This window comes from Flavobacterium hungaricum (assembly GCF_015182285.1).
Taxonomy (GTDB): domain Bacteria; phylum Bacteroidota; class Bacteroidia; order Flavobacteriales; family Flavobacteriaceae; genus Flavobacterium; species Flavobacterium hungaricum.
Map to the genome: position 1 here is coordinate 678,147 of NZ_PRDM01000003.1, position 18,954 is coordinate 697,100.

An 18,954-nucleotide genomic window follows, 5' to 3' on the forward strand; every position below is an offset into this window, starting at 1 on the left:
TTAGAATTATAAATTATCCTTATTTAGAATAAATAAAAGCTCAAAAGTATGAAATTATCTATTAATAATATCCAAATGTTGACTAAAAATATATTAAGATTAATTTAAAGCTTCGATAATTTTTGATTTTTCCTTCTTTTTCCTGAAGAAATCTAGAAGTATCTGAACCGAAAAAGTCAGTACAATATACATCACGATCAGTGCCAGCACAGTGGTTATTCCGTTTTCTCTAAAACCGAAAATACCTTTTCCCCAAGAAATCAAAATCCATTGTGTCATGTACATTGTCGTGAGGTTCTTGCTGCAGTATTTTAAAAGTTTTATAAATTTATTTTCTTTGACGTTTACCGATATTTTATAAATGATAAATAGGAAAATTAAAGTCCAGCCTGCAAAATAAAGAACACCGCCCGGCCCCATGTGGTAAAAACCATTGTAATTGTAATCTCCGTACATAAAAACCAAAGGAGCGCCCAAAGCAGCAAACAAAAAGCCGCTATAAAGCATGTTTTTAAATAATTGCGGTCTGTTATATTCGAGTTCCTGATACCATTTACCAAAAAACATTCCTATAATAATAAAAGCCATCCAGGGAAAAACTGGAAAATAAACGTATGCCGGAAAATCATTACTGAAAAGAAGATCCAGAACATAATTAATTACAGGATAATCTAAATTGATGCCGCTGACTTCGCGGGAAACTAATGCGATCAGCAGTCCTATGGCTAAGATTCCATATTTATTGGTAACGTATTTTCTAATAAAACCAATGAACAGCAACGACATTCCTGCTAATTGCAGAATATCACCCAATAACATCAAATACAGATACTGCTGTTCTATTGGTCCGTGCCAGCCGTATCGTTGAATGAAATTATCTGGCGCAAAACCAAAAATTACCGGAAAAATGAACTTTAAAAAATTCATAAAAAGTGCGGCGCCCAAAAGCATTCCGCCGCGGGTTAAAGAACTTTTAAGGCTTTGATGACGCGAGGTCATAAACGTAATTCCCATGCAGATCAGGAAAATAGAAGTTCCTCTGCCCAGAAAGACAATAAAAAGACCAATAGCGCTTTCTGACTGCGATTTTACATCTGCAAATGTCAGCAGTGTATGGATGATTATCATTCCGATAACACTCATTCCTTTTATAAGATCCAGTGCTGGAATTCTTTTACTTTGCTGTTCCATGGCTTTATTTTTATTTATCATAGGCTTTCAAGACCTAATTTTTATTAAATAATTACTTGTTGGGTGTAATTCAAAAATTATATATTTTGACACGAATTAAACGGATTTGTTATCACGAAGACGCAGATTTTTACGGATTTTTTATTTTTTTTCAATACTTAACATCCGTTTTTATCCGCGTTTTTGCAAAGCAAATCCGTTTTATCCGCGTTATAATTTTCACATGCTGTATAGACAATATAATTGTGCACAACGAGTATATTTTTAAATTATCCGACAACCGTTTTTGCGGCCGCAAATGAATTTTCGTTTTCGTTAATATACTTGTTTACAGCAGGATAATCTACTTTGCCGTTAACAGTCAGAGGTACTTCTTCAAAATAATAGGTTTTTAATGAACTGGCATGTAAACCCAGTTTTACCTTTAAAACCTGAGTAATTGTTTCTCGCTGTAAAGATTCGTCCTGGTGTATTATACCCAGATATTTATCCTGAACACTGATACAGATAAAGGTTTGTCCGCCTAATTCATTTTTTAGTAAAACTTCGACTTCATCAAGGTTTAAACGAACTCCAAACAGCTTTATAATGCGTTTAATACGTCCCTTTATATGATAATAACCCAATTCATCTTTTTCTGCCAGATCACCGGTATAAAGTTTATCAGTGTGATTATAATCCTGTAAATCAAAGATGTTGTTGGCATAACCTCCAGAAACATTCGGGCCGTAATAAATAAGTTCTCCTGTGCTTTCGTCAATTTCAAATCTTCCATTTTTTACAGGAAACCCTATAGAAGTTCCTTTTGTCTGAAAATCTTTTGGCGGTAACACGGCCATTCTACCGCTGGCTTCGGTTTGCCCGTATTGTGCAAAAAACTGTTTGCCATAAATTTGAGTATAATCTGAAATGACGTTTGCCAGCTCTTTATTCAGCATGCCGCCCGTATGGGTCAAATAACGTAAAGAGGGAGTGTCTTTTTTGAAAAAACCAAAACGATGCAGCAGCTCATAAAAATAGGGAACACCGCTTAGTGTAGAATACCCATAATGAGCAAGATCTGACCAAAATTCTTTTTGAAGTACATCCCTGTCCGTGCACACAATGGTATTTGCTTTTATACAGTTTGTCGTAAAAATCGAAAAACCATACACAAAATTAATGGGTACATTTAACGGAACAACATCGTGTTCCGTTATTGGCATGTACTCCATGATAGATAAAGCATTCTGAACCAGATTGTGATCTGAAATCTTAACAAATTTAGGCGACCCGGTAGTTCCTGACGTGCTCATTAAAAGCTTAATATCGCCATGAATAGGATAGAGGCGAATCTGCTTTCTTTTAAAAACAGAAATATCCTCAGAAGCCTTTTTTAAATCATAGCCTTCAACTGCCGTCCTTGACGGATCAAAAATATAAGCAGGACTATATTCATTTTCCAGGTTTTGTTTAAACGAAGAATGTAAATCTGCATTAAGCAGAGCCACGGTGTATTTTTTTTGATAGAAATTCAAAAACGCTTCAATTGACGGCAGCTGATTGTCATTATAAATGAAAACAACAGCACGCAGATCTTCAATATCTAAAGATTCATGTAAATCGGTAAACGTTTTAACAACTTTGGTTTTTGCATCTATAAAATTTAATTTTTTGTTTTTTTGAATTAAATCATAAAGTTCCATACTTTTTTCTTTTGAAATTATTGGATTTCGACACCGTTTTTCTTTAGTATTGCTTTTATTTTATCGATGTTTCCCATTTCCAGAATATCTTCCATAGGAATGGCAACATTATAAAATCGTTCTAATTCTTCAACCAAAAGCAAATGGCTCATAGAATCCCATTCTACAATGCCCTGATATTCTAAATCCGGTGTAATGGATTCTACTGGTATTTCAAATGCAGTTGCAAAAACCTGATGTAATTCTTGTGTTGTACTCATAATGATGTTATTTTAATTTGTTATATTATTAATTTTAAATTGATGCATTTAATTTTTAACACATAGAAACATTTTTTTGAAAGCGGACAATTACTACCATTTTTTTTTAGGAGCTAATCCCGCTATCCGTTCCAATCTTTTTTATTTTTAAAGAAAAAATAAAAAAGGATTTCCACTTCTATCGGGGCTAGGACATTCAGTGTCATAAAACATTTCCGTTAAGTTGGTCATTTCGATATCTTTTTTTATAAAAGAATATATGCCTCTATTGTGTTAAAAAATTTATACTATCTTATTCTTAAACCTTAGCCAGCTTCCATTTTCCTGTTCTGAATATGGTGATACAGCCAAAAGCCAGTACCAGCTCTGAAATTAAGATGGCGGCAAAAATGCCTTTTGGGCCGAAATCTAATGCGACTCCAAAAACAAATGAGAGCGGTATTTGTATCACGTAAAACATGAGAATGTAAAGCAGGGTAACAATCATAACTTTTCCGGCTGCATTTAGTGCTCTGGAAATAACCATGGTGTAGCCTAACAATACATAGGCAATAGAAATAATATGAATGTAGGTTGTGCTGTTATCAATTACTTCGGGTACGTCAGAAAAAATCCTGACTACAGGGTCTGCCATAAAAATCCATCCTATGGCCACCGATATCAAAAAGCACATATTGATCATTCCTGCCCGCCAGACCGATTTTTCTGCTCTTTCGGGCTGCTGCGCTCCCAGATTTTGTCCGGTTAAAATTCCTGCAGCATTTCCTATTCCCCAAGCTGGTGTCGTAACAATCGAAGCAACGCGCTGTGCGATGATATAACCTGCAAGGGCATTTCCTCCAAAATGAGAAACAATTTTGATCATAAACAGCCAGCTGGAAGCCGGAATCAAATACTGCAGCATGCCTCCAAAAGTAAGTTTCAATACTTTTTGAAATGTTTCGCGGTGAAGTGCCAATTGTTGTTTCCCAATCTGAATAATGGTTGTGCCTTTAATCAAATGAAATGCCTGATAGCAGACTCCGATAAAACGGGCGACGGCTGTAGCGATACCAACTCCTAGTAGTCCGTATGCAGGTATCGGCCCCCATCCGAAAATCAGCAGCGGACATAAGATTATGTTTAGTGCATTGGACAGCCATAGTGTGCGCATCGCCATAGAGGCATAACCGGCACCGCGAAGGATTCCATTTAACGCAATGCGGATAATAATAAAACCGCAGCTGGCAAACATTACTTTTGCATACAAACTGCCTTGTTCGATCATTGGCGGAGAAAGTCCAACCAATCCCAGTATTTCATCGCTCCATACAAAACAGATGAGACTTATTACAACACCGCAGCTTACGCTTATGTTGATTACCTGTCCGGCTGTAATGCCTGCCTCTTTAAAGTTCTGCTCGCCAACGCGCCGCGCAATTAAAGTTGAAGCTGCAATGCTCAAACCAATAGAAACCGAATAAGAAAAGCTGATAACAGATTCTGTAGAGCCCACAATAGAAACCGCAGCTGCCCCAAGTTTGCTCACAAAAAACAAACTGGCGCAAACAAAAACAGATTCCATTACCAATTCTAAAACCATTGGTACGGCAAGCAGTACAATTGCCCGATTAATACTGCCCGAAGTGAATTTTTTTTCTCTGCCTAATACCGCCGTGACAAACAAATCGGTATAGGATTGAAGCCTTAATACAACTGCCTTCATGATTGGTGCTGTATTGTTTCACTGCTGATGTCAGTAAACTCATTCATTTCATATTGTTTAATGACATAAAGCGGATTAGGGAGTTTGCTGCCTTTTTTCGGCACAGCAAAACCGGTTTGTTCAGCATAACCGTTATTCAGCAGTTTCAAACTATTGATATAAAATCGCTTGAACTCGGGCTCAAAAAGATTATACTTTTCAAAACGGTCTGTCAAATGCAGATTGTCTTGCTGGTATTCCTCAATTGATCCTATTACGGTTTTCCAAAACAGATGCTCGTCATAATCCATATGGGTATGTAAAATATCAGACAGGTATCTAAAAAAGGCATCAAAAACACCGATCAAAATAAAAAGAGGCGTATTCTCTTTATTTGATGATTGAATAAGACCGTCTTTAAGCTCCGCAGGCAGTTTTGCTTTGGCTTCTTCTGTCAAAACAATATCATCAACAAAATCTTTAATAATGATGCGCTGCGGTGTTCCGTTTTTCATCACTAAAATAATATTCTCGCCATGAGGTGTTACGCACAAAGAATGCTGGTAATAAATATGAAGCAAAGGCTTTAGATATACTTCCAGATATTGCTCCAGCCAGTTTTGCGTAGTTAATCCAGAAACGTTTATCAGTTCCTGCAGAAAAGGACGGTTGTTGTCATCGATGTATAACAAAGATGCCATTGTCATTAGTTTCTCGTCAGGTTTGCGGTATTTCTCGGCACTTTCCCTCCATAATGCACCTAACATTTCACGGTAATGGTACGGACTATCAGTTATTGCATTGTACTGCGGATGACGATAAGAAACCGTAGCCACTTCACCTAAAAGAACTACTTCTTTTTCCTGAAAATATGAGTCTTTATCGAGCATTTCTTTGACCCATTTTGTCACTCTTGGCGCAATATCCATTTGTTTTGGAGAAAGTCCGCGGATATTTCCTGTGCTCAAAATAGAGATTGCAGTTTTTACATAATGTTTAGACGGATAACTTAAATTAAAGAAAGTTCGAATGCTTTGCTGCGGCGAATATACATCGTCGCTTTTGCCTAAAATAACTAAATATTGGTTAGCAAGATCCTGATGGAATTGCAGTAAAATTTTATTGTTTAACTGCCAGGGATGCACGGGGATAAAGACGTAATCTTCAACCACAAGGTTCATACTGCGGAGCTTTTCCTGAAATTTGTTATAAACTTCTTCGCCTAATTCTTCGGCATAAAAATCATTAAAATGGATTGTTTCCAAAGCATTAAACTGGGCTCTTTTTGTATGTGCTGCCAGCCAGTATAAATCTGTGTTTTTATTGGCTTCAGGGGCGTACTTATGATAGTCGCTGTTGTTGAAACCCACGCGTCCTTTATTCGCAATTACCCACGGATGACCTTCCATCTGGTGCTCAATAGTCTGATAATCGGCTTGGGTCAGAGCAGCTGCACTCAGCTTTTCTCTCGTATACAAATGGGCATCAGCATATAGGGTATTGAGAAGTTCTTCTGTATATTTTGCCAGTGTAAAAGAATCAATGCCAAAGGTCTTTTGTAATTCGATAAAAAAAGAAAGAACATCGTTTGCAGGCTTGGCTGTGCCGTTTTCCCATCTCTGGATACTTTCTTTTTCAATATGCCAATATTCCAAAAGTCTTGGATAAGATGAAAAAGTATAGTAGACCTCTGCCAGATCAGTTGTCAGTTTGAAATGTGTAAGACCATCTTTTTCACTTCCCGTAATGGCAGGTTTGGCTACATCTTCATGCATTAATTCGGCTAAACTCTTGGCCAGCAGATTAAGATTTACCTTTTTCCAAACCGGAGCGGTAAAAACTTCTATGTGTGGTATTGTTTCTATATTCATTTTAGAGGTATTAAATACTAATTTCGGCAGCTCTTTCTACGGCAATACCAGAAAGGTCAAAATCCTGAAAAGCAATCCTTTTTTCTAATTTATATACTTCGCGTTTCGCTGCTTCATTAATGATATAAGAATTGCGGTAAGCACCCATGCCCAAATCAGATGAAATGTAGCTGTGGGTATGAATTTCTGCATTCTGCACAAAAATTTCGCTTCCGTTAGTATCGATAGTATAGTTTCTTTTTACATCATAACTGCCTGTCGAAGTCCTGCTGATGCGATGCTGTATGTCTTTAAGAAATTGCGGTTCCTGATAATGATATCCGGTGCCTAAAATTACATAGTCGGCATGCTCAGTAAACTTTTTCTGCTGTTCGATCTGCTCCAGATGCAACTCGTAATTATTATGAATTCCCGCCGTTATATCATCCAATTGTATGTTGGGTCTGATTTTTACACCAATGTCATCGTTGTCTACACTAAGCGCATACAGATGATCGTAAATTTCGTTGAGTAAATCAAAGTTGACTCCCTTAAATTGTGATTTCTGACGATCGAGCATGACCTTACGGGTAGAAGCAGGCATTTGATGAAAATAGTCGATGTAATCCGGCGAGGTATGTTCTAAAATAAGTTTAGAATATTCCATTGCAAAAAAGCGATCGGGACGTGAATACCAATTCAGTTTTAGATTTTTAGGTCGGTTTTGAAGCAGATCAAAGAAAACCTCGGCAGCACTTTGCCCGGAACCAATTACAGTTACGGTATCCTGTTCCAGAATTTCTTCTTTTCTAAAGAGATAGCTTGACGTATGACAAACTTTTTCCATCTCTTTTAAATCGACAAACTCAGGAAGTATCGGCACGGTACCTGTTCCTAATACTAATTTTTCGCAATAGTAAATTTTGGTTTGGTTTTCTTCTTTATGAAAAACATGCAGTTCATAAAGACCGTCTTTATAATAAATCTCTTTTACACTCGATGAAAAACGGCAGTTTTGCAGCTGTTTAATGACCCATTGACAGTATAAATTATACTCTTTGCGGAGTACAAAGAAATTTTCGCGGATAAAAAATTTATACAAGCGATCTGTCTTTTTAAGAAAATTTAAAAAACTAAACTTACTTGTAGGATCAGCCATTGAAACACAGTCGCATAAAAATGGAGTCTGCAAGGTAACATGGTCAAAAAGCAGTCCCGGATGCCAGTTAAATTGTTCTTTTTGATCAAAGAAAAGTGATGAAACGTCCTCTACGGGTTCTAACAAAGCGGCCAAGCCTAAATTGAAAGGTCCGATTCCGATTCCTATTAATGTATATACTTTACGATCTTCCATATTAGTGGTTTATAAGATTATGCTCTGCTGCAGCGTTGATTATAATGTCTTTATTCTGAGGGAATTTTGCCCAATACCATTCGCGGTAGCAAAAATTAAGATTTGAGGTTTTATGCGGCATTTCGATGACTTTATCGATTTTAAAACCATGAAAAGCTTTGTTCATCATCGAAGCTCTGGAATCAACAGCGCCTTCACCAACCATTTTACCAACTTCCGATTGAGCAAATACATAATCGATCATACATTGCGTAGCTGGTGAAACATATTTAAGCTTAGGATCTGTAGGCGCAATAAATTGATGCGTTCCGTAATCTGTAGGCAGCACATCATAATAATCTCCCAGCACATCACGGGTCGGCCAGTATACTTCAATATTAAAAGTCGGCTCTCCGTTGGCCATTCCGATATAACTGTACAAGCTGTCACTCGGAAGCAGGGTTCTGTAATACGTTTCAAGTTCACGCAGAGGCCAGTCCATTTTCCATGCGGTTTTGGCGTGGTCGCGATGAAACCATTCATGCAGCATTTCCAAATCATTTTCTAAATCGACAGGACGCAAGCTGATTGTCACATCTTCTTTTGGAAAATAACGGTTGTAGACATTTTCTTTTCCTTTTGGATGTATCAGCTGTTCTGAAAAAAAGCGTTTATGCAAAACATTCGGAAAATTGATACGCGTCACGCCGGCAGGATTACCGCCGCAGTCAATGTCATTTAAGGCCGTAAGCAAATTGCCTTTCACCTTCCAATGTCTGCTTTCAAGGATAAATGTAACCAGACCGCTTTCGTCTTCTTTTTGTAAATCCTCTAATTTGTCGTACAGAATGTTTAAGAGATTTTTTTCATCTGCAAGACCGCTGGTGCCAAAAGTATTTACAACTGCCAGAATGTTACCCACCCAGAAATAATGAAGTAATAAATTGTATAAGCGATCGTCTGGAATAAACATTTTTCCATTTTCAGATAAACCGGGTACGATAGTATTTAAGTGCTCTTCAAAAGATTTTCGGAATAAAAAGCTTTGATTATCACGGAAAAATAATTTTTCAGGCAGGAATGCCGCATCCAATTGTACCAAGGTGTTTTGCTGATGCCACTCGCAGAACATTCCCTGCTCGTTGAACATTTTTACTACACCGTCAACTATAATATCAATGTATTTTGTAAACCAAAGCTCACTAGTTTCTTCTATTGATAATCCCGTTTGCTGCGAAGCTTTTTGAATCAAGTTCTGCATTCTGGAAGGTGCTCCCAATAGGCTGTCCTGACATAAAGAAGCCAATAAAGAAACGTTATTTTCTTTTTCGCCTCCAGCACTTTTAAACGGATTGTATCGCACACTGGTAGAAAAAGGGTCCAATACATCTCCGTCATAAGATACTGATATAAAACCCGGATCGCAGATCAATTCAATATCAGGATAAGTTTTCCTTACAGCGTCACCCCAAGCACTCTGCATCAGGCGCGATACCTCATAACCTCTGTAAAGTTCATGATAATGATTAATGCGTTCTGCTCCTGTAATTTTTACATGAAGCGAAAATTTATACATATAATCACTTTCGTTATTGTATACGGTTCTTACCGATGAGGTTGCGGTGAATTCTTTTCCAAATTCGCCCAAATCAATCAGCAGATTTTCTTTTGTCAGTGTATCAAATATGGTTTGAGATTTAAAATGCGTCGCTTCCCACGGATGCACTGGAATTACTTTCCAATCCGGATATTTCGCCAGTAAATCGTGTGCTTTTTGATCTCCGTTGCTTGCTTCTAAAACAGCTGTTCTTGCAAAATCAGAAGGCAGAACATCGTCTACCGATTTTTCGGTAACCAGATCAGGATGCACTAAAAAATAATACAATTGAAAATGACCGCCGGTTTCGGGAGCATACTTTAAAACTTCAGCTTCCGTAAAACCTTCACGCCCTTTGGTAAGCGGATGCAGTAAATGCCCTGCCGGAAATAATTGTTCCGCTTCAATAAAGGTCATTTCAGGTTTGTTAAAGTCTTGACCGGAAGTTTTAAAATGTTCTAAAAACTGTGCTATTTTTTCGGTACTCAGCTGCATTCTTTTCTTTACATTTTTAGAATCTGCCAGCGGATACTGTTGTCTTACCTGATTTGTAATTAATTCTAAAAGACGGTCTGCATCTATTTCTTTTATGGTTTCAGTTGTAAGGTCACGTTCCATTACCGGAAAATCATACAAATGTCTGAAGGTTTCAGATCTGTAGCGTATCGGTGCATAGACTTCGACCTTATCCACAGGAAAATCCAATTTTAGATGCAGTTTATGATTATACTTTGACATATAAGATTGCAGCACCGGATCGTATTTGGGAACCCCTTCATAAAAACTGCTGTTGCCTAGTTCGCGCAGACAGCAATTCAGTAAAATAGTAAACGTAATATCGACTGCTTCCTGAGCAATCTCTTTAGGAGAAGATGTAGTCATTTCCGTGTTTTTTTATAATTGAAAGGATATTATTAATATGTGCTATAGTAGTTAATGGGTTCAAAATGGTGAACTTCAGGTAAAAAATGCCATTTACTTTTGTGCTTGCCACTAAAACTTCGCCATTAAAAAACATTTTCTTTTTGATGTGTAAGTTCATTTTGCAGGTATCTCCAGGCCAGCCGTCGAGTTTATATCTAAAAACCAAAACACTTAAATCAGAATCAGTTAAAAGTTCAAAATCTTTGTCGTTTTCTAATATTGCAGCGGTTTCTTTGGTCGTTTCGATAATAGTATCGGTATACTGTCCTAATTTAGTTCTGCCCATATAACGCAGTGTACACCATAGTTTTAAAGCATCAAAACGACGTGTACTTTGTACCAGCGATTTATTAATCTGAGCCGGCAGTTCATCATAATCCTGTTCCTTAGGATTTAGATAATCGGCATGGTGTTTTATAATATGAAGATGCTGTTTGTTTCTCACCATAAAAGCACTGCTGCAGATGGGCTGAAAGAAAGATTTATGGTAATCAATCGTAACAGAATCGGCTTGTTCGATGCCGTTTAGAAGATGTTTGTATTTGTCTGTCAATAATAAGCCGCATCCATAAGCCGCATCAACATGCATCCATAACTCGTATTTTTTTGCCAGAACTGCGATTTCAGATAGTGGATCAATATTTCCAAAATCAGTTGTACCAGCCGTAGCTACAATAGCAATCGGAATGTTGCCTTTTTCCAGTTCTGCAATAATGGCTTGATTTAATTTTTCTGCATCCATTCGATAACGGCTGTCGGTAACAACCTGAACGATAGACTGCTCGCCAAGTCCTAGAATAGAGGCATTTTTTTGATTGCTGAAATGAGATTTCTCTGAAACAAAAATTCTAAACTTGCTTGAATCAGGAGGACATCCATTTATTTTGATGTTCCAGTTCAGGTATTTCAAAGCAAAATAATCCCTTGCCAGAAGCAGTCCCATAAGATTACTCTGCGAACCGCCGCCTGTAAAAATTCCGTCACAATCTGTGTTGTATCCAATTTGTTCGCCTGTCCAGGCAATTAGTTTTCGTTCTATAAATGTTCCTCCGGCACTTTGATCATAGGTATCCTGAGACGAATTGATAGCACTAATCAGCACATCGGCGGCTAAAGCAGGAATTACTACAGGGCAGTTTAAATGCGCTATATATTCTGGTAAATGATAAGCAGTTGCATGGTTGACATAAATCTCATCGATCTCATCCCAAAGGCTTTCATAATCTTTGAGTGGCTGGTCTAAATTTACGGCTTCTACTTTATTTTTGATTTCATCTGGCTTAATACCGCTGAACGGGATTTTAGTATTTTCGAGAAAACCAGCTACACGTTTTTGTACTAACGCAATTGCGTTGTTGTATTCTGTGCCTGAATTTTCATGAAAAATATCCTGATAAAAATTATCAGTAGAACTTTTAACAATGACGTCCTGATCGTTGTCTAATAGGTTTTGCATAATGATTAATTTTAGAATTGAGGTTATTTAAAATAAGTTACTTTGTTTGAAGCAGGGGTTCTCTTTTTTTTAGAAGGTTCGAGATCTTCAGGATAATAACCCACATACATTAACCCGAGAGATTTTTCATTTTCGGCCAAGCCAAATTGCTTTACATAATCAATTGCGCCGGCAGATGTACTCCAGTAACTCCCGATATTATGGGCAGTGCAGGTGAGTGCCATGTTTTGAACGGCAGATGAAACGGCAGCGACTTCTTCCCATTCCGGCAGGTCTATTTTGAGATTTCGAACCATTACAACTCCAATAACACAGGCAGAATTAAGAGGATATTCTTTAAGAAGCTTGTACTTTTCAGCAGCAGCTTCAGCAGAAAATTTTTCAAAATAAAAGTCTTTGTAATAGGCGGAGAGAAAAGATCCTAATTGTTCTAAATAAGTATCCTTCAAAACAATAAACCTCCAAGGCTCGGTCATTTTATGCGTAGGGGCATAAGTGGCATTTGTCAAAATCTCATTTAATAATGCATCCGGAATATTTTGCTTTATAAATTCATCAGCATAAATACTTCGTCTCTTCCGGATGATTTTTGAGATTGAATTTTTTTCAGTCCTAAAATCTGAAGTCCTGATTTTATTGGGTATCGTGGTATTATTCATATTTTTTTAAAAAATTATTTAAGAAAATTCTTTTTTTAAATTATAAAACAAATATATTTGTAAGTAGATTTTATTTAGAATGAATAAAAACAGAGTAAGCAAATGTAGAAATTAATCTTTATAAAAAAAATAAAACAGAAAAAATATTATACGAATTTCTCTACATTATCAGAATGTTAAGGAATGATGTTTTATTTGTATCTGATTATTTTCTAGTAGTTTGTGTTTTTTATTTGTCCCCAATTTTTTAATAACTATTAAATAAACTAGTAAAATGAAATCACAATCATTAATTGAAGATGAAATAGCAGTAAAAGAAAATTATGGTTATCAAATTCCTACAAGCCCGCTGATAGTGGAGGTTACGCCTCAGGAAAGAAATATTTTATCTCATGTGGGCACTCTTTTGGAGAAAGCGTTTAATAGCTATGAAAATCCAGATTATATAGCGGCGCTTCATCTGCATTCTTTTCAGCTTCTTCCAGAAAGGATAGCCAGAATCTTAAGCCGTTTTGGAACTGATTTTTCGGCAGAGCAGTACGGAGCTATTGTTTTTAGAGGTCTTTTGGAAGTCGATCAGGATCATCTGGGACCGACTCCTGCTAATTGGCAGAGTGCCGATTACTCAAAGCTTAATAAGTACGGATTTATTTGTTCGCTGCTGCATGGGGCCGTTCCATCCAAACCGGTGCAGTATTATGCGCAGCGAAAAGGGGGCGGTATTCTGCATGCGGTTATTCCAGATGAAAAAATGGCTGTAACGCAGACAGGCTCTGGGTCTAAAACAAATCTGTATGTTCATACCGAGGATGCGTTTCTTCTTCATCAAGCCGATTTTTTGAGTTTTCTTTATCTGCGAAATGAAGAGCGAGTTCCTTCAACACTTTACTCTGTACGCTCGCACGGAAAAGTTAATTCAGTTATGGAAAAACTTTTTGATCCAATTTATCAATGTCCTAAGGATGCTAATTATGAGGAAGAAACGAATAGTGGTCCGCTGGCTTCTGTTCTATATGGAAATAAAGAACTGCCTTTTATCAGATTTGATGCCGCAGAGCAGATATTTAATGAAAAGGCCGGACAGACGCCTGAAGCACTTTACAATTTAACGGAATTCTGGAACGAGGCCAAAGAATTGATCAATAGTGATTATATACCCGATTCAGGAGACGTTATATTTGTCAACAATCACTTATGTGCTCACGGAAGAAGTGCTTTTACGGCAGGGCAGAGGGAGGAAAACGGCAGGATTGTGAAGTGTGAGAGACGACAAATGCTCAGAATGATGAGTAAAACGAGTTTGATTCATATGAGGTCGATGACGCATACCGATGATCCGTATTTTGTTATGGAAGAACATTTAGGAAAAGTTTTTGGCCAGGATTAATTCCAAATACTATTAAAGAGAGAGATGTCAGACTATATTTGATGTCTCTTTTTTTGTTTGTATGTAGTTGTTATTCATTTTATAATAACTTCCTCAGCTAGCGCGAGCGTCCCGCTCGTGAACGTCAAGTCAGGGCTTGAACGAGAGTTCTTGTAATTGTAAAGGTTTTCCTCAGCTAGCGCGAGCGTCCCGCTCGTGAACGTAAAGTAAGGGCACGAACTAGATGCCTGTATGTAAAGTTTTTCTTATGTTTGTCAAAAATATAAATGAGCAGAAAATATAAGTTTGGAGAAAAAACAGGAGCTTACTTCATAAGCTTTGCTACTGTTTATTGGATAGATGTATTTACAAGAGAAGAATATTTTGGAAATATAATTGAATCATTAGATTATTGTCGTAAACATAAATTTATGGAACTTTATGGCTATTGCATTATGCCGAGTCATATTCATTTAATTTTTAGATCATCAAATGGAGATCCTTCAGGTCTCATAAGAGATTTTAAAGGATTTACTTCTCGAAAAATGCTTAAAACAATTGAAGAAAATCCGCAAGAAAGTAGAAAAGAATGGATGCTTTGGATGTTTGAAAGAGCAGGCAAAAAAAGCAGTAATGTAAAATTTAGGCAATTTTGGCAGCAGAATAACCAACCCATCGAAATTTGGTCTTTAAAAGTCTTTGAACAGAAATTAAAATATATTCATAATAATCCTCTGGAAACAGGTTTTGTTACTAATCCTGTAGATTGGAAATACAGCTCAGCAAGAAATTATGGTGATAATGATCAAACTGTTTTAGAAATTGATATTAATTGATAATCGTTGCGGGCAAGAGCGAGACGCTCGCGCTAGGTAGTAGGATTCGAATGCTATTTTTCATGAGATTACAAATTGAATGATACTGTCATAAATAGAAAAAGAGACTCAAAAAAATCTCTTTCTAAAATCAATATCTCTTAACTAATTATTTACTAATCAATTTCTCAAGCCTACCCGCTAGCGCGAGCGTCTCGCTCGTGCACTTAATAAATAAATATTTTTAGGTTTTGATTTTGTTCTTTTTTTCTGAAAACACACAGATTTAATTCTCTCACTAGAGAGAAAGAAAAGTCAGGACACGAGCGAGACGCTCGCGCTAGCTAGCAGGATTCGAATGCTATTTTCATGCGATTACAAATTGAATGATACTGTCAAAAATAGAAAAAGAGACTCAAAAAAGTCTCTTTCTAAAATCAATATCTCTTAACTAATTATTTACCAATAAATTTTTCAAGCCTCACCATCATTTCATCTTTCTCTTTCAACATCCTTTCATACAAAGCAATTTTTTCTTCATGAAGTTTTTTTAACTCTTCTATAGGATTGAAGTTAAATGTAGAATTAGGGTTTCCTACGCAGGCATTATCTCCAAAAGTATTAGAAATAATATTTATCGCTTGTTCTTCATCAAAATTCTGAAAAGCTTCTACAGGAATTTTCAATACAGCAGAAATTTGTTTCAGCAAACTGTCTTCAATTACATCTTTCTGCTCCAGCATAGAAATTTTCTTTTGGTTCCAGTCTTCGCCCAGATCATAAGCCAAAGCTTCCTGCTTGATGTTTAGCATTTCTCTAAAACGCTTTACATTTCTTCCCTGATGTATTTTCTGTTCCATAATGAGTTTCAATTTTTCTAAAGGCTCAATAATAAAAGCCCATTGGGATATAAATCCTAAGTTTCAAAGATAGAAAAATATAGCAAAAAACAGTATTCCTTTTGTCAGATATTATATCCCAAAAAAAAACATTACAATTCACGCTTTAACAGAATAAAATACTGCCTTTTACATTCAAAATATAGATTAAAATGATTTTTTTAATTTCTTTTATAATTAATCTAAATAAAAATATAAATTTGAATAAGGTAATTAAAGCTAAAATTATACTGCTGTTTGTCTGTTGTCTTGATCATTAAACTTAAGTGTTCTTTAGAAAAAAATGAATAAAAAATTGAAAAAAAAGATTGGATGGCTTCATCTTTGGCTTGGGCTAAGTTCAGGGCTTGTTGTTTTTATAGTGGCATTGACGGGAAGTCTGATGGTTTTTGAAGAAGAAATAGACTCTTTTATCAATCCCGAATTTTACAATGTACCATCAATTGGAACTTCTAAAAAGAGCTTAGATTATTGTATTAGTGTTTTGGAGAAAGACTATTCAATAAAAAAAATAAGCAGGATAAGTACTTGGGACGATAAAAGCCGAACAATAGTTATTACGGGTAAAAACAAAGATAAGGAATCGCAGATTTTCTCCATGGATCCTTATACAGGAAAGGTTTTGGGAACTGTTTTATATAGAGATAGATTTTTTTCAATTGTTTTATCGCTGCACAGGGAATTATTACTTGGGGATATCGGAAAAATTATAACTGGGGTTTCCTGTTTAATATTCGTATTCCTGTTACTTTCGGGTCTCATTTTGTGGTGGCCGAAAAAAGTTCAAAATCTAAGGCAGCGGTTAACCGTCAAATGGAACAGTTCATTCAAGAGAGTCAATTGGGATTTTCATTCAACCTTTGGGTTCTATAGTTTTTTATTTTTATTAATTATCGCACTAACAGGTTTGGTATGGTCTTTTGATTGGTTTGAAAAAGGATTGTATTTTTTAGCGGACGGAGCAGTAAAAAAGGTTTCATTAAAGGTAGAGAATCCTACCAAGATTGATCCTAAACTGGATCAAAAGAGTTTTTATCAAAATATCTACAATAAAACAGACAGTATTTTTCCTTATAAAGGAAACATTCAAATCAGGATTCCTTCTGATACCATTAACAGCATACAAGTTTTAAAAGAGCATTTAGATATTAGTATTCCAGACCAATCCAGCGCTGTATATTTTGACAAATATACAGGCGAAAATATTGAAATAAGACCTTATGCCTCTTTTAGCAGAGGGGATACAGTAAAACGTCTTGTATATCCGATTCATACAGGAAGTGTTTTTGGATATCCAACTAAAATAATTGCGTTCTTTGTAACACTGTTTGCTTTAACACTGCCCATAACTGGATTGATTATATGGCTGGGAAGAAAGAAAAAGAAAAGCAATTCTAAAATTGTATAGAACGGCAGGTCTTTCAATACGATAACAGTTTTGCAGTTTTGACAAATGAAATTATTGCTTGTGGAGTAGGTAATTTGTCAATTGTAATTTTTATTGATAGGATAATAACAATTTAAAATGGTTTTTGTTTAGACAATACACATTAATCCATTAATTTTATAAGTGCTGAAAAGGTTCAGATTTATAAAGTTTAGAAAATAAAAAATATGGAAAATTTAAAAAAAGCCTATATAGCCGGAGGATGTTTTTGGGGAATGGAAGATCTGTTCAGGGTGCGTCCCGGAGTAGTGGATACAGAAGTTGGGTACATTGGCGGAGTCAACGAGAATCCGACCTATGAAAACCATCCTGGACATGCTGAAGGAATTGAGATTACTTATGACACCCGTCAGACTTCTTTTAAGGAACTGCTGGATTACTTTTTCCGTGTGCACGATCCGACAACCGTCGACAGACAGGGAAACGACAAAGGATCGAGTTACAGGTCGGCTGTTTTTATACAGAACGATGAGGAGAAACAAATTACAGAGGAAGTTATTAAGATTGTCAATGAATCGGGCAGATGGAATGGGCCTGTGGTGACACAGCTGGAACCAGCGGCGCACTTCTGGCCAGCCGAAGGATATCATCAGGATTATCTGGTGAAGAATCCCAACGGATACACCTGTCATTTTGAGAGATTCGGAACTTTTTTATAAATTCTTCTGGACTGTAGGTAGTTCGGAAAGAGATCTAACAATACATTACTAATGAAATAGTAAAAGCTTAAGACTGTGCGAATCGAAAGAGGAGCACAGTTTTTTTGTTTTAAGATTTATTTTTATTTTTTATAAAAAGAAATCTGTCCGGACTTACTTTTGCCTGAAATGGGAAATGATATTGTTCTGCAGGTTTCTATATTAATAATAGGTCTGTTCCAGATAAGGATCGTACAGATCGGTATTCCATTCATTATCGTTATAATCATCATTCAGCTCATCTGCTTCAGGATCTAAGATACTTTCGCCTTCGTCCATTGTGTCCCCGTATAAAAATTCGCAATCAAAATCGGGTTCGTCTTCATTTCTGTTGTATAAAGCAGTTATAATGTTTAGAGCAGGTTTTTCAGTTTGAAAGGCTGTATTAATAAGATTCATGTCTGGTGATGACTTCATAATGTATTGAATTAATGTTTTACTGTTTTTAGCAAAAATAGACAGCGGGGGAGGTTTTGGAATTACAGAATTACGGCGCGGGCTTATATAATTTTGGATGATGCATTTTTGTTTAATTGAAATAGACTGGCTAATATTGTCATTCCAACAACAATGCTGCTTTTGCCGATCGTAAATTAATAGCAAATAGATTTGGAGCGTTCGTTATAAAATCTGTATCTTTAGTTATAAACTGGTAAACGCCTAAGAAAACACTTTTAAAAATTGAATTATGCCTTATAAAAACATACTTCTTATTGATGATGACATTGAGGACACGGAATTCTTCACTGAAGCAGTAGAAGCTGTAAATAAAAATGTGGTATGCCGCACAGAATTAAATCCTTCCAAAGCATTTGAAGAATTGGCTGCTGCGGAGAATCTTCCCGATATTATATTTCTGGATTATAATATGCCGGCGGTAAACGGACTAGAGTTTATAAAGCGTATGCGCAACGCAGAGAAGTTAAAAAACATTGAGGTCATTGTCATGTCAACTCCTCCAGAAGAAGTAATGGTGCAGTGGTTTCAGAAAAACAATACTACAGTAAAATACATATCCAAACCGAATACTTTTCAGGAACTCAAAGAAATACTGGCAGAGTTGCTTTGATTTAAAATGCTGTTGTTTCTT

Annotated in this window: 16 protein-coding genes; 5 read left to right on the forward strand and 11 right to left on the reverse strand. The window is 36.3% G+C overall.

Annotated elements, in window-relative coordinates; translation table 11 throughout:
- Positions 1 to 99: 99 nt before the first annotated feature.
- The 9 genes from C4F50_RS15975 to C4F50_RS16015 form a co-directional block, all read right to left on the reverse strand.
- On the reverse strand, positions 100 to 1,212 hold the full coding sequence (locus C4F50_RS15975) for a heparan-alpha-glucosaminide N-acetyltransferase domain-containing protein (RefSeq protein ID WP_228012052.1): 1,113 nt from the start codon (positions 1,210 to 1,212) through the stop codon (positions 100 to 102).
- A 248-nt stretch (positions 1,213 to 1,460) separates the two neighbouring features.
- Complete coding sequence (locus C4F50_RS15980) at positions 1,461 to 2,876, reverse strand: AMP-binding protein (RefSeq protein ID WP_194139642.1); 1,416 nt, start codon at positions 2,874 to 2,876, stop codon at positions 1,461 to 1,463.
- Between the two features lie 17 nt (positions 2,877 to 2,893).
- On the reverse strand, positions 2,894 to 3,136 hold the full coding sequence (locus C4F50_RS15985; RefSeq protein ID WP_194139643.1) for an acyl carrier protein: 243 nt from the start codon (positions 3,134 to 3,136) through the stop codon (positions 2,894 to 2,896).
- 298 nt (positions 3,137 to 3,434) lie between these two features.
- Positions 3,435 to 4,841, reverse strand: coding sequence for an MATE family efflux transporter (locus tag C4F50_RS15990; protein ID WP_194139644.1), 1,407 nt, complete (start codon positions 4,839 to 4,841; stop codon positions 3,435 to 3,437).
- Positions 4,838 to 6,691 (reverse strand): IucA/IucC family protein, encoded by a 1,854-nt coding sequence (locus C4F50_RS15995; RefSeq protein WP_194139645.1) that lies wholly within the window; start codon positions 6,689 to 6,691, stop codon positions 4,838 to 4,840. Before C4F50_RS15995 ends, C4F50_RS15990 begins: the two co-directional genes overlap by 4 nt.
- A 10-nt stretch (positions 6,692 to 6,701) precedes the next feature.
- A complete protein-coding gene (locus C4F50_RS16000) occupies positions 6,702 to 8,024 on the reverse strand; it encodes a lysine N(6)-hydroxylase/L-ornithine N(5)-oxygenase family protein (protein ID WP_194139646.1) in 1,323 nt (440 codons plus the stop codon).
- Between the two features lies 1 nt (position 8,025).
- Positions 8,026 to 10,482: a GNAT family N-acetyltransferase gene (locus C4F50_RS16005; RefSeq protein WP_194139647.1), complete on the reverse strand. Its 2,457-nt coding sequence runs from the start codon at positions 10,480 to 10,482 to the stop codon at positions 8,026 to 8,028.
- A complete protein-coding gene (locus C4F50_RS16010; protein WP_194139648.1) occupies positions 10,463 to 11,980 on the reverse strand; it encodes a pyridoxal phosphate-dependent decarboxylase family protein in 1,518 nt (505 codons plus the stop codon). Before C4F50_RS16010 ends, C4F50_RS16005 begins: the two co-directional genes overlap by 20 nt.
- 23 nt (positions 11,981 to 12,003) lie before the next feature.
- Positions 12,004 to 12,639, reverse strand: a complete 636-nt coding sequence (locus tag C4F50_RS16015; RefSeq protein WP_194139649.1) for a nitroreductase family protein — start codon at positions 12,637 to 12,639, stop codon at positions 12,004 to 12,006.
- A gap of 274 nt (positions 12,640 to 12,913) precedes the next feature.
- On the opposite strand from C4F50_RS16015, the gene C4F50_RS16020 reads away from it, so the two are divergent.
- Both C4F50_RS16020 and C4F50_RS16025 read left to right on the forward strand, forming a co-directional pair.
- A complete protein-coding gene (locus C4F50_RS16020) occupies positions 12,914 to 14,026 on the forward strand; it encodes a Fe(II)-2OG oxygenase family protein (RefSeq protein ID WP_194139650.1) in 1,113 nt (370 codons plus the stop codon).
- A gap of 266 nt (positions 14,027 to 14,292) precedes the next feature.
- Positions 14,293 to 14,841, forward strand: coding sequence for an REP-associated tyrosine transposase (locus C4F50_RS16025; protein WP_194139651.1), 549 nt, complete (start codon positions 14,293 to 14,295; stop codon positions 14,839 to 14,841).
- Between the two features lie 434 nt (positions 14,842 to 15,275).
- Here C4F50_RS16025 and C4F50_RS16030 read toward each other — a convergent pair whose 3' ends face one another.
- On the reverse strand, positions 15,276 to 15,680 hold the full coding sequence (locus tag C4F50_RS16030; protein ID WP_194139652.1) for a helix-turn-helix domain-containing protein: 405 nt from the start codon (positions 15,678 to 15,680) through the stop codon (positions 15,276 to 15,278).
- A 334-nt stretch (positions 15,681 to 16,014) separates the two neighbouring features.
- Here C4F50_RS16030 and C4F50_RS16035 point away from each other — a divergent pair, with 334 nt between their 5' ends.
- A complete protein-coding gene (locus tag C4F50_RS16035; protein WP_228012053.1) occupies positions 16,015 to 17,127 on the forward strand; it encodes a PepSY-associated TM helix domain-containing protein in 1,113 nt (370 codons plus the stop codon).
- Positions 17,128 to 17,333: 206 nt separating this feature from the next.
- Positions 17,334 to 17,825 carry a peptide-methionine (S)-S-oxide reductase MsrA gene (msrA, locus tag C4F50_RS16040; RefSeq protein WP_194139654.1) on the forward strand — a complete coding sequence of 164 codons (492 nt, stop codon included), beginning with the start codon at positions 17,334 to 17,336 and terminating at the stop codon, positions 17,823 to 17,825.
- 201 nt (positions 17,826 to 18,026) lie between these two features.
- Here the strand turns inward: msrA and C4F50_RS16045 are convergent, their stop codons facing one another.
- On the reverse strand, positions 18,027 to 18,281 hold the full coding sequence (locus tag C4F50_RS16045; RefSeq protein WP_194139655.1) for a hypothetical protein: 255 nt from the start codon (positions 18,279 to 18,281) through the stop codon (positions 18,027 to 18,029).
- Positions 18,282 to 18,552: 271 nt separating this feature from the next.
- Between C4F50_RS16045 and C4F50_RS16050 the strand changes: the two genes are divergently transcribed.
- The gene (locus C4F50_RS16050; protein WP_194139656.1) at positions 18,553 to 18,933 is read left to right on the forward strand and encodes a response regulator; all 381 of its coding nucleotides are present in this window, start codon (positions 18,553 to 18,555) and stop codon (positions 18,931 to 18,933) included.
- Positions 18,934 to 18,954: the final 21 nt, after the last annotated feature.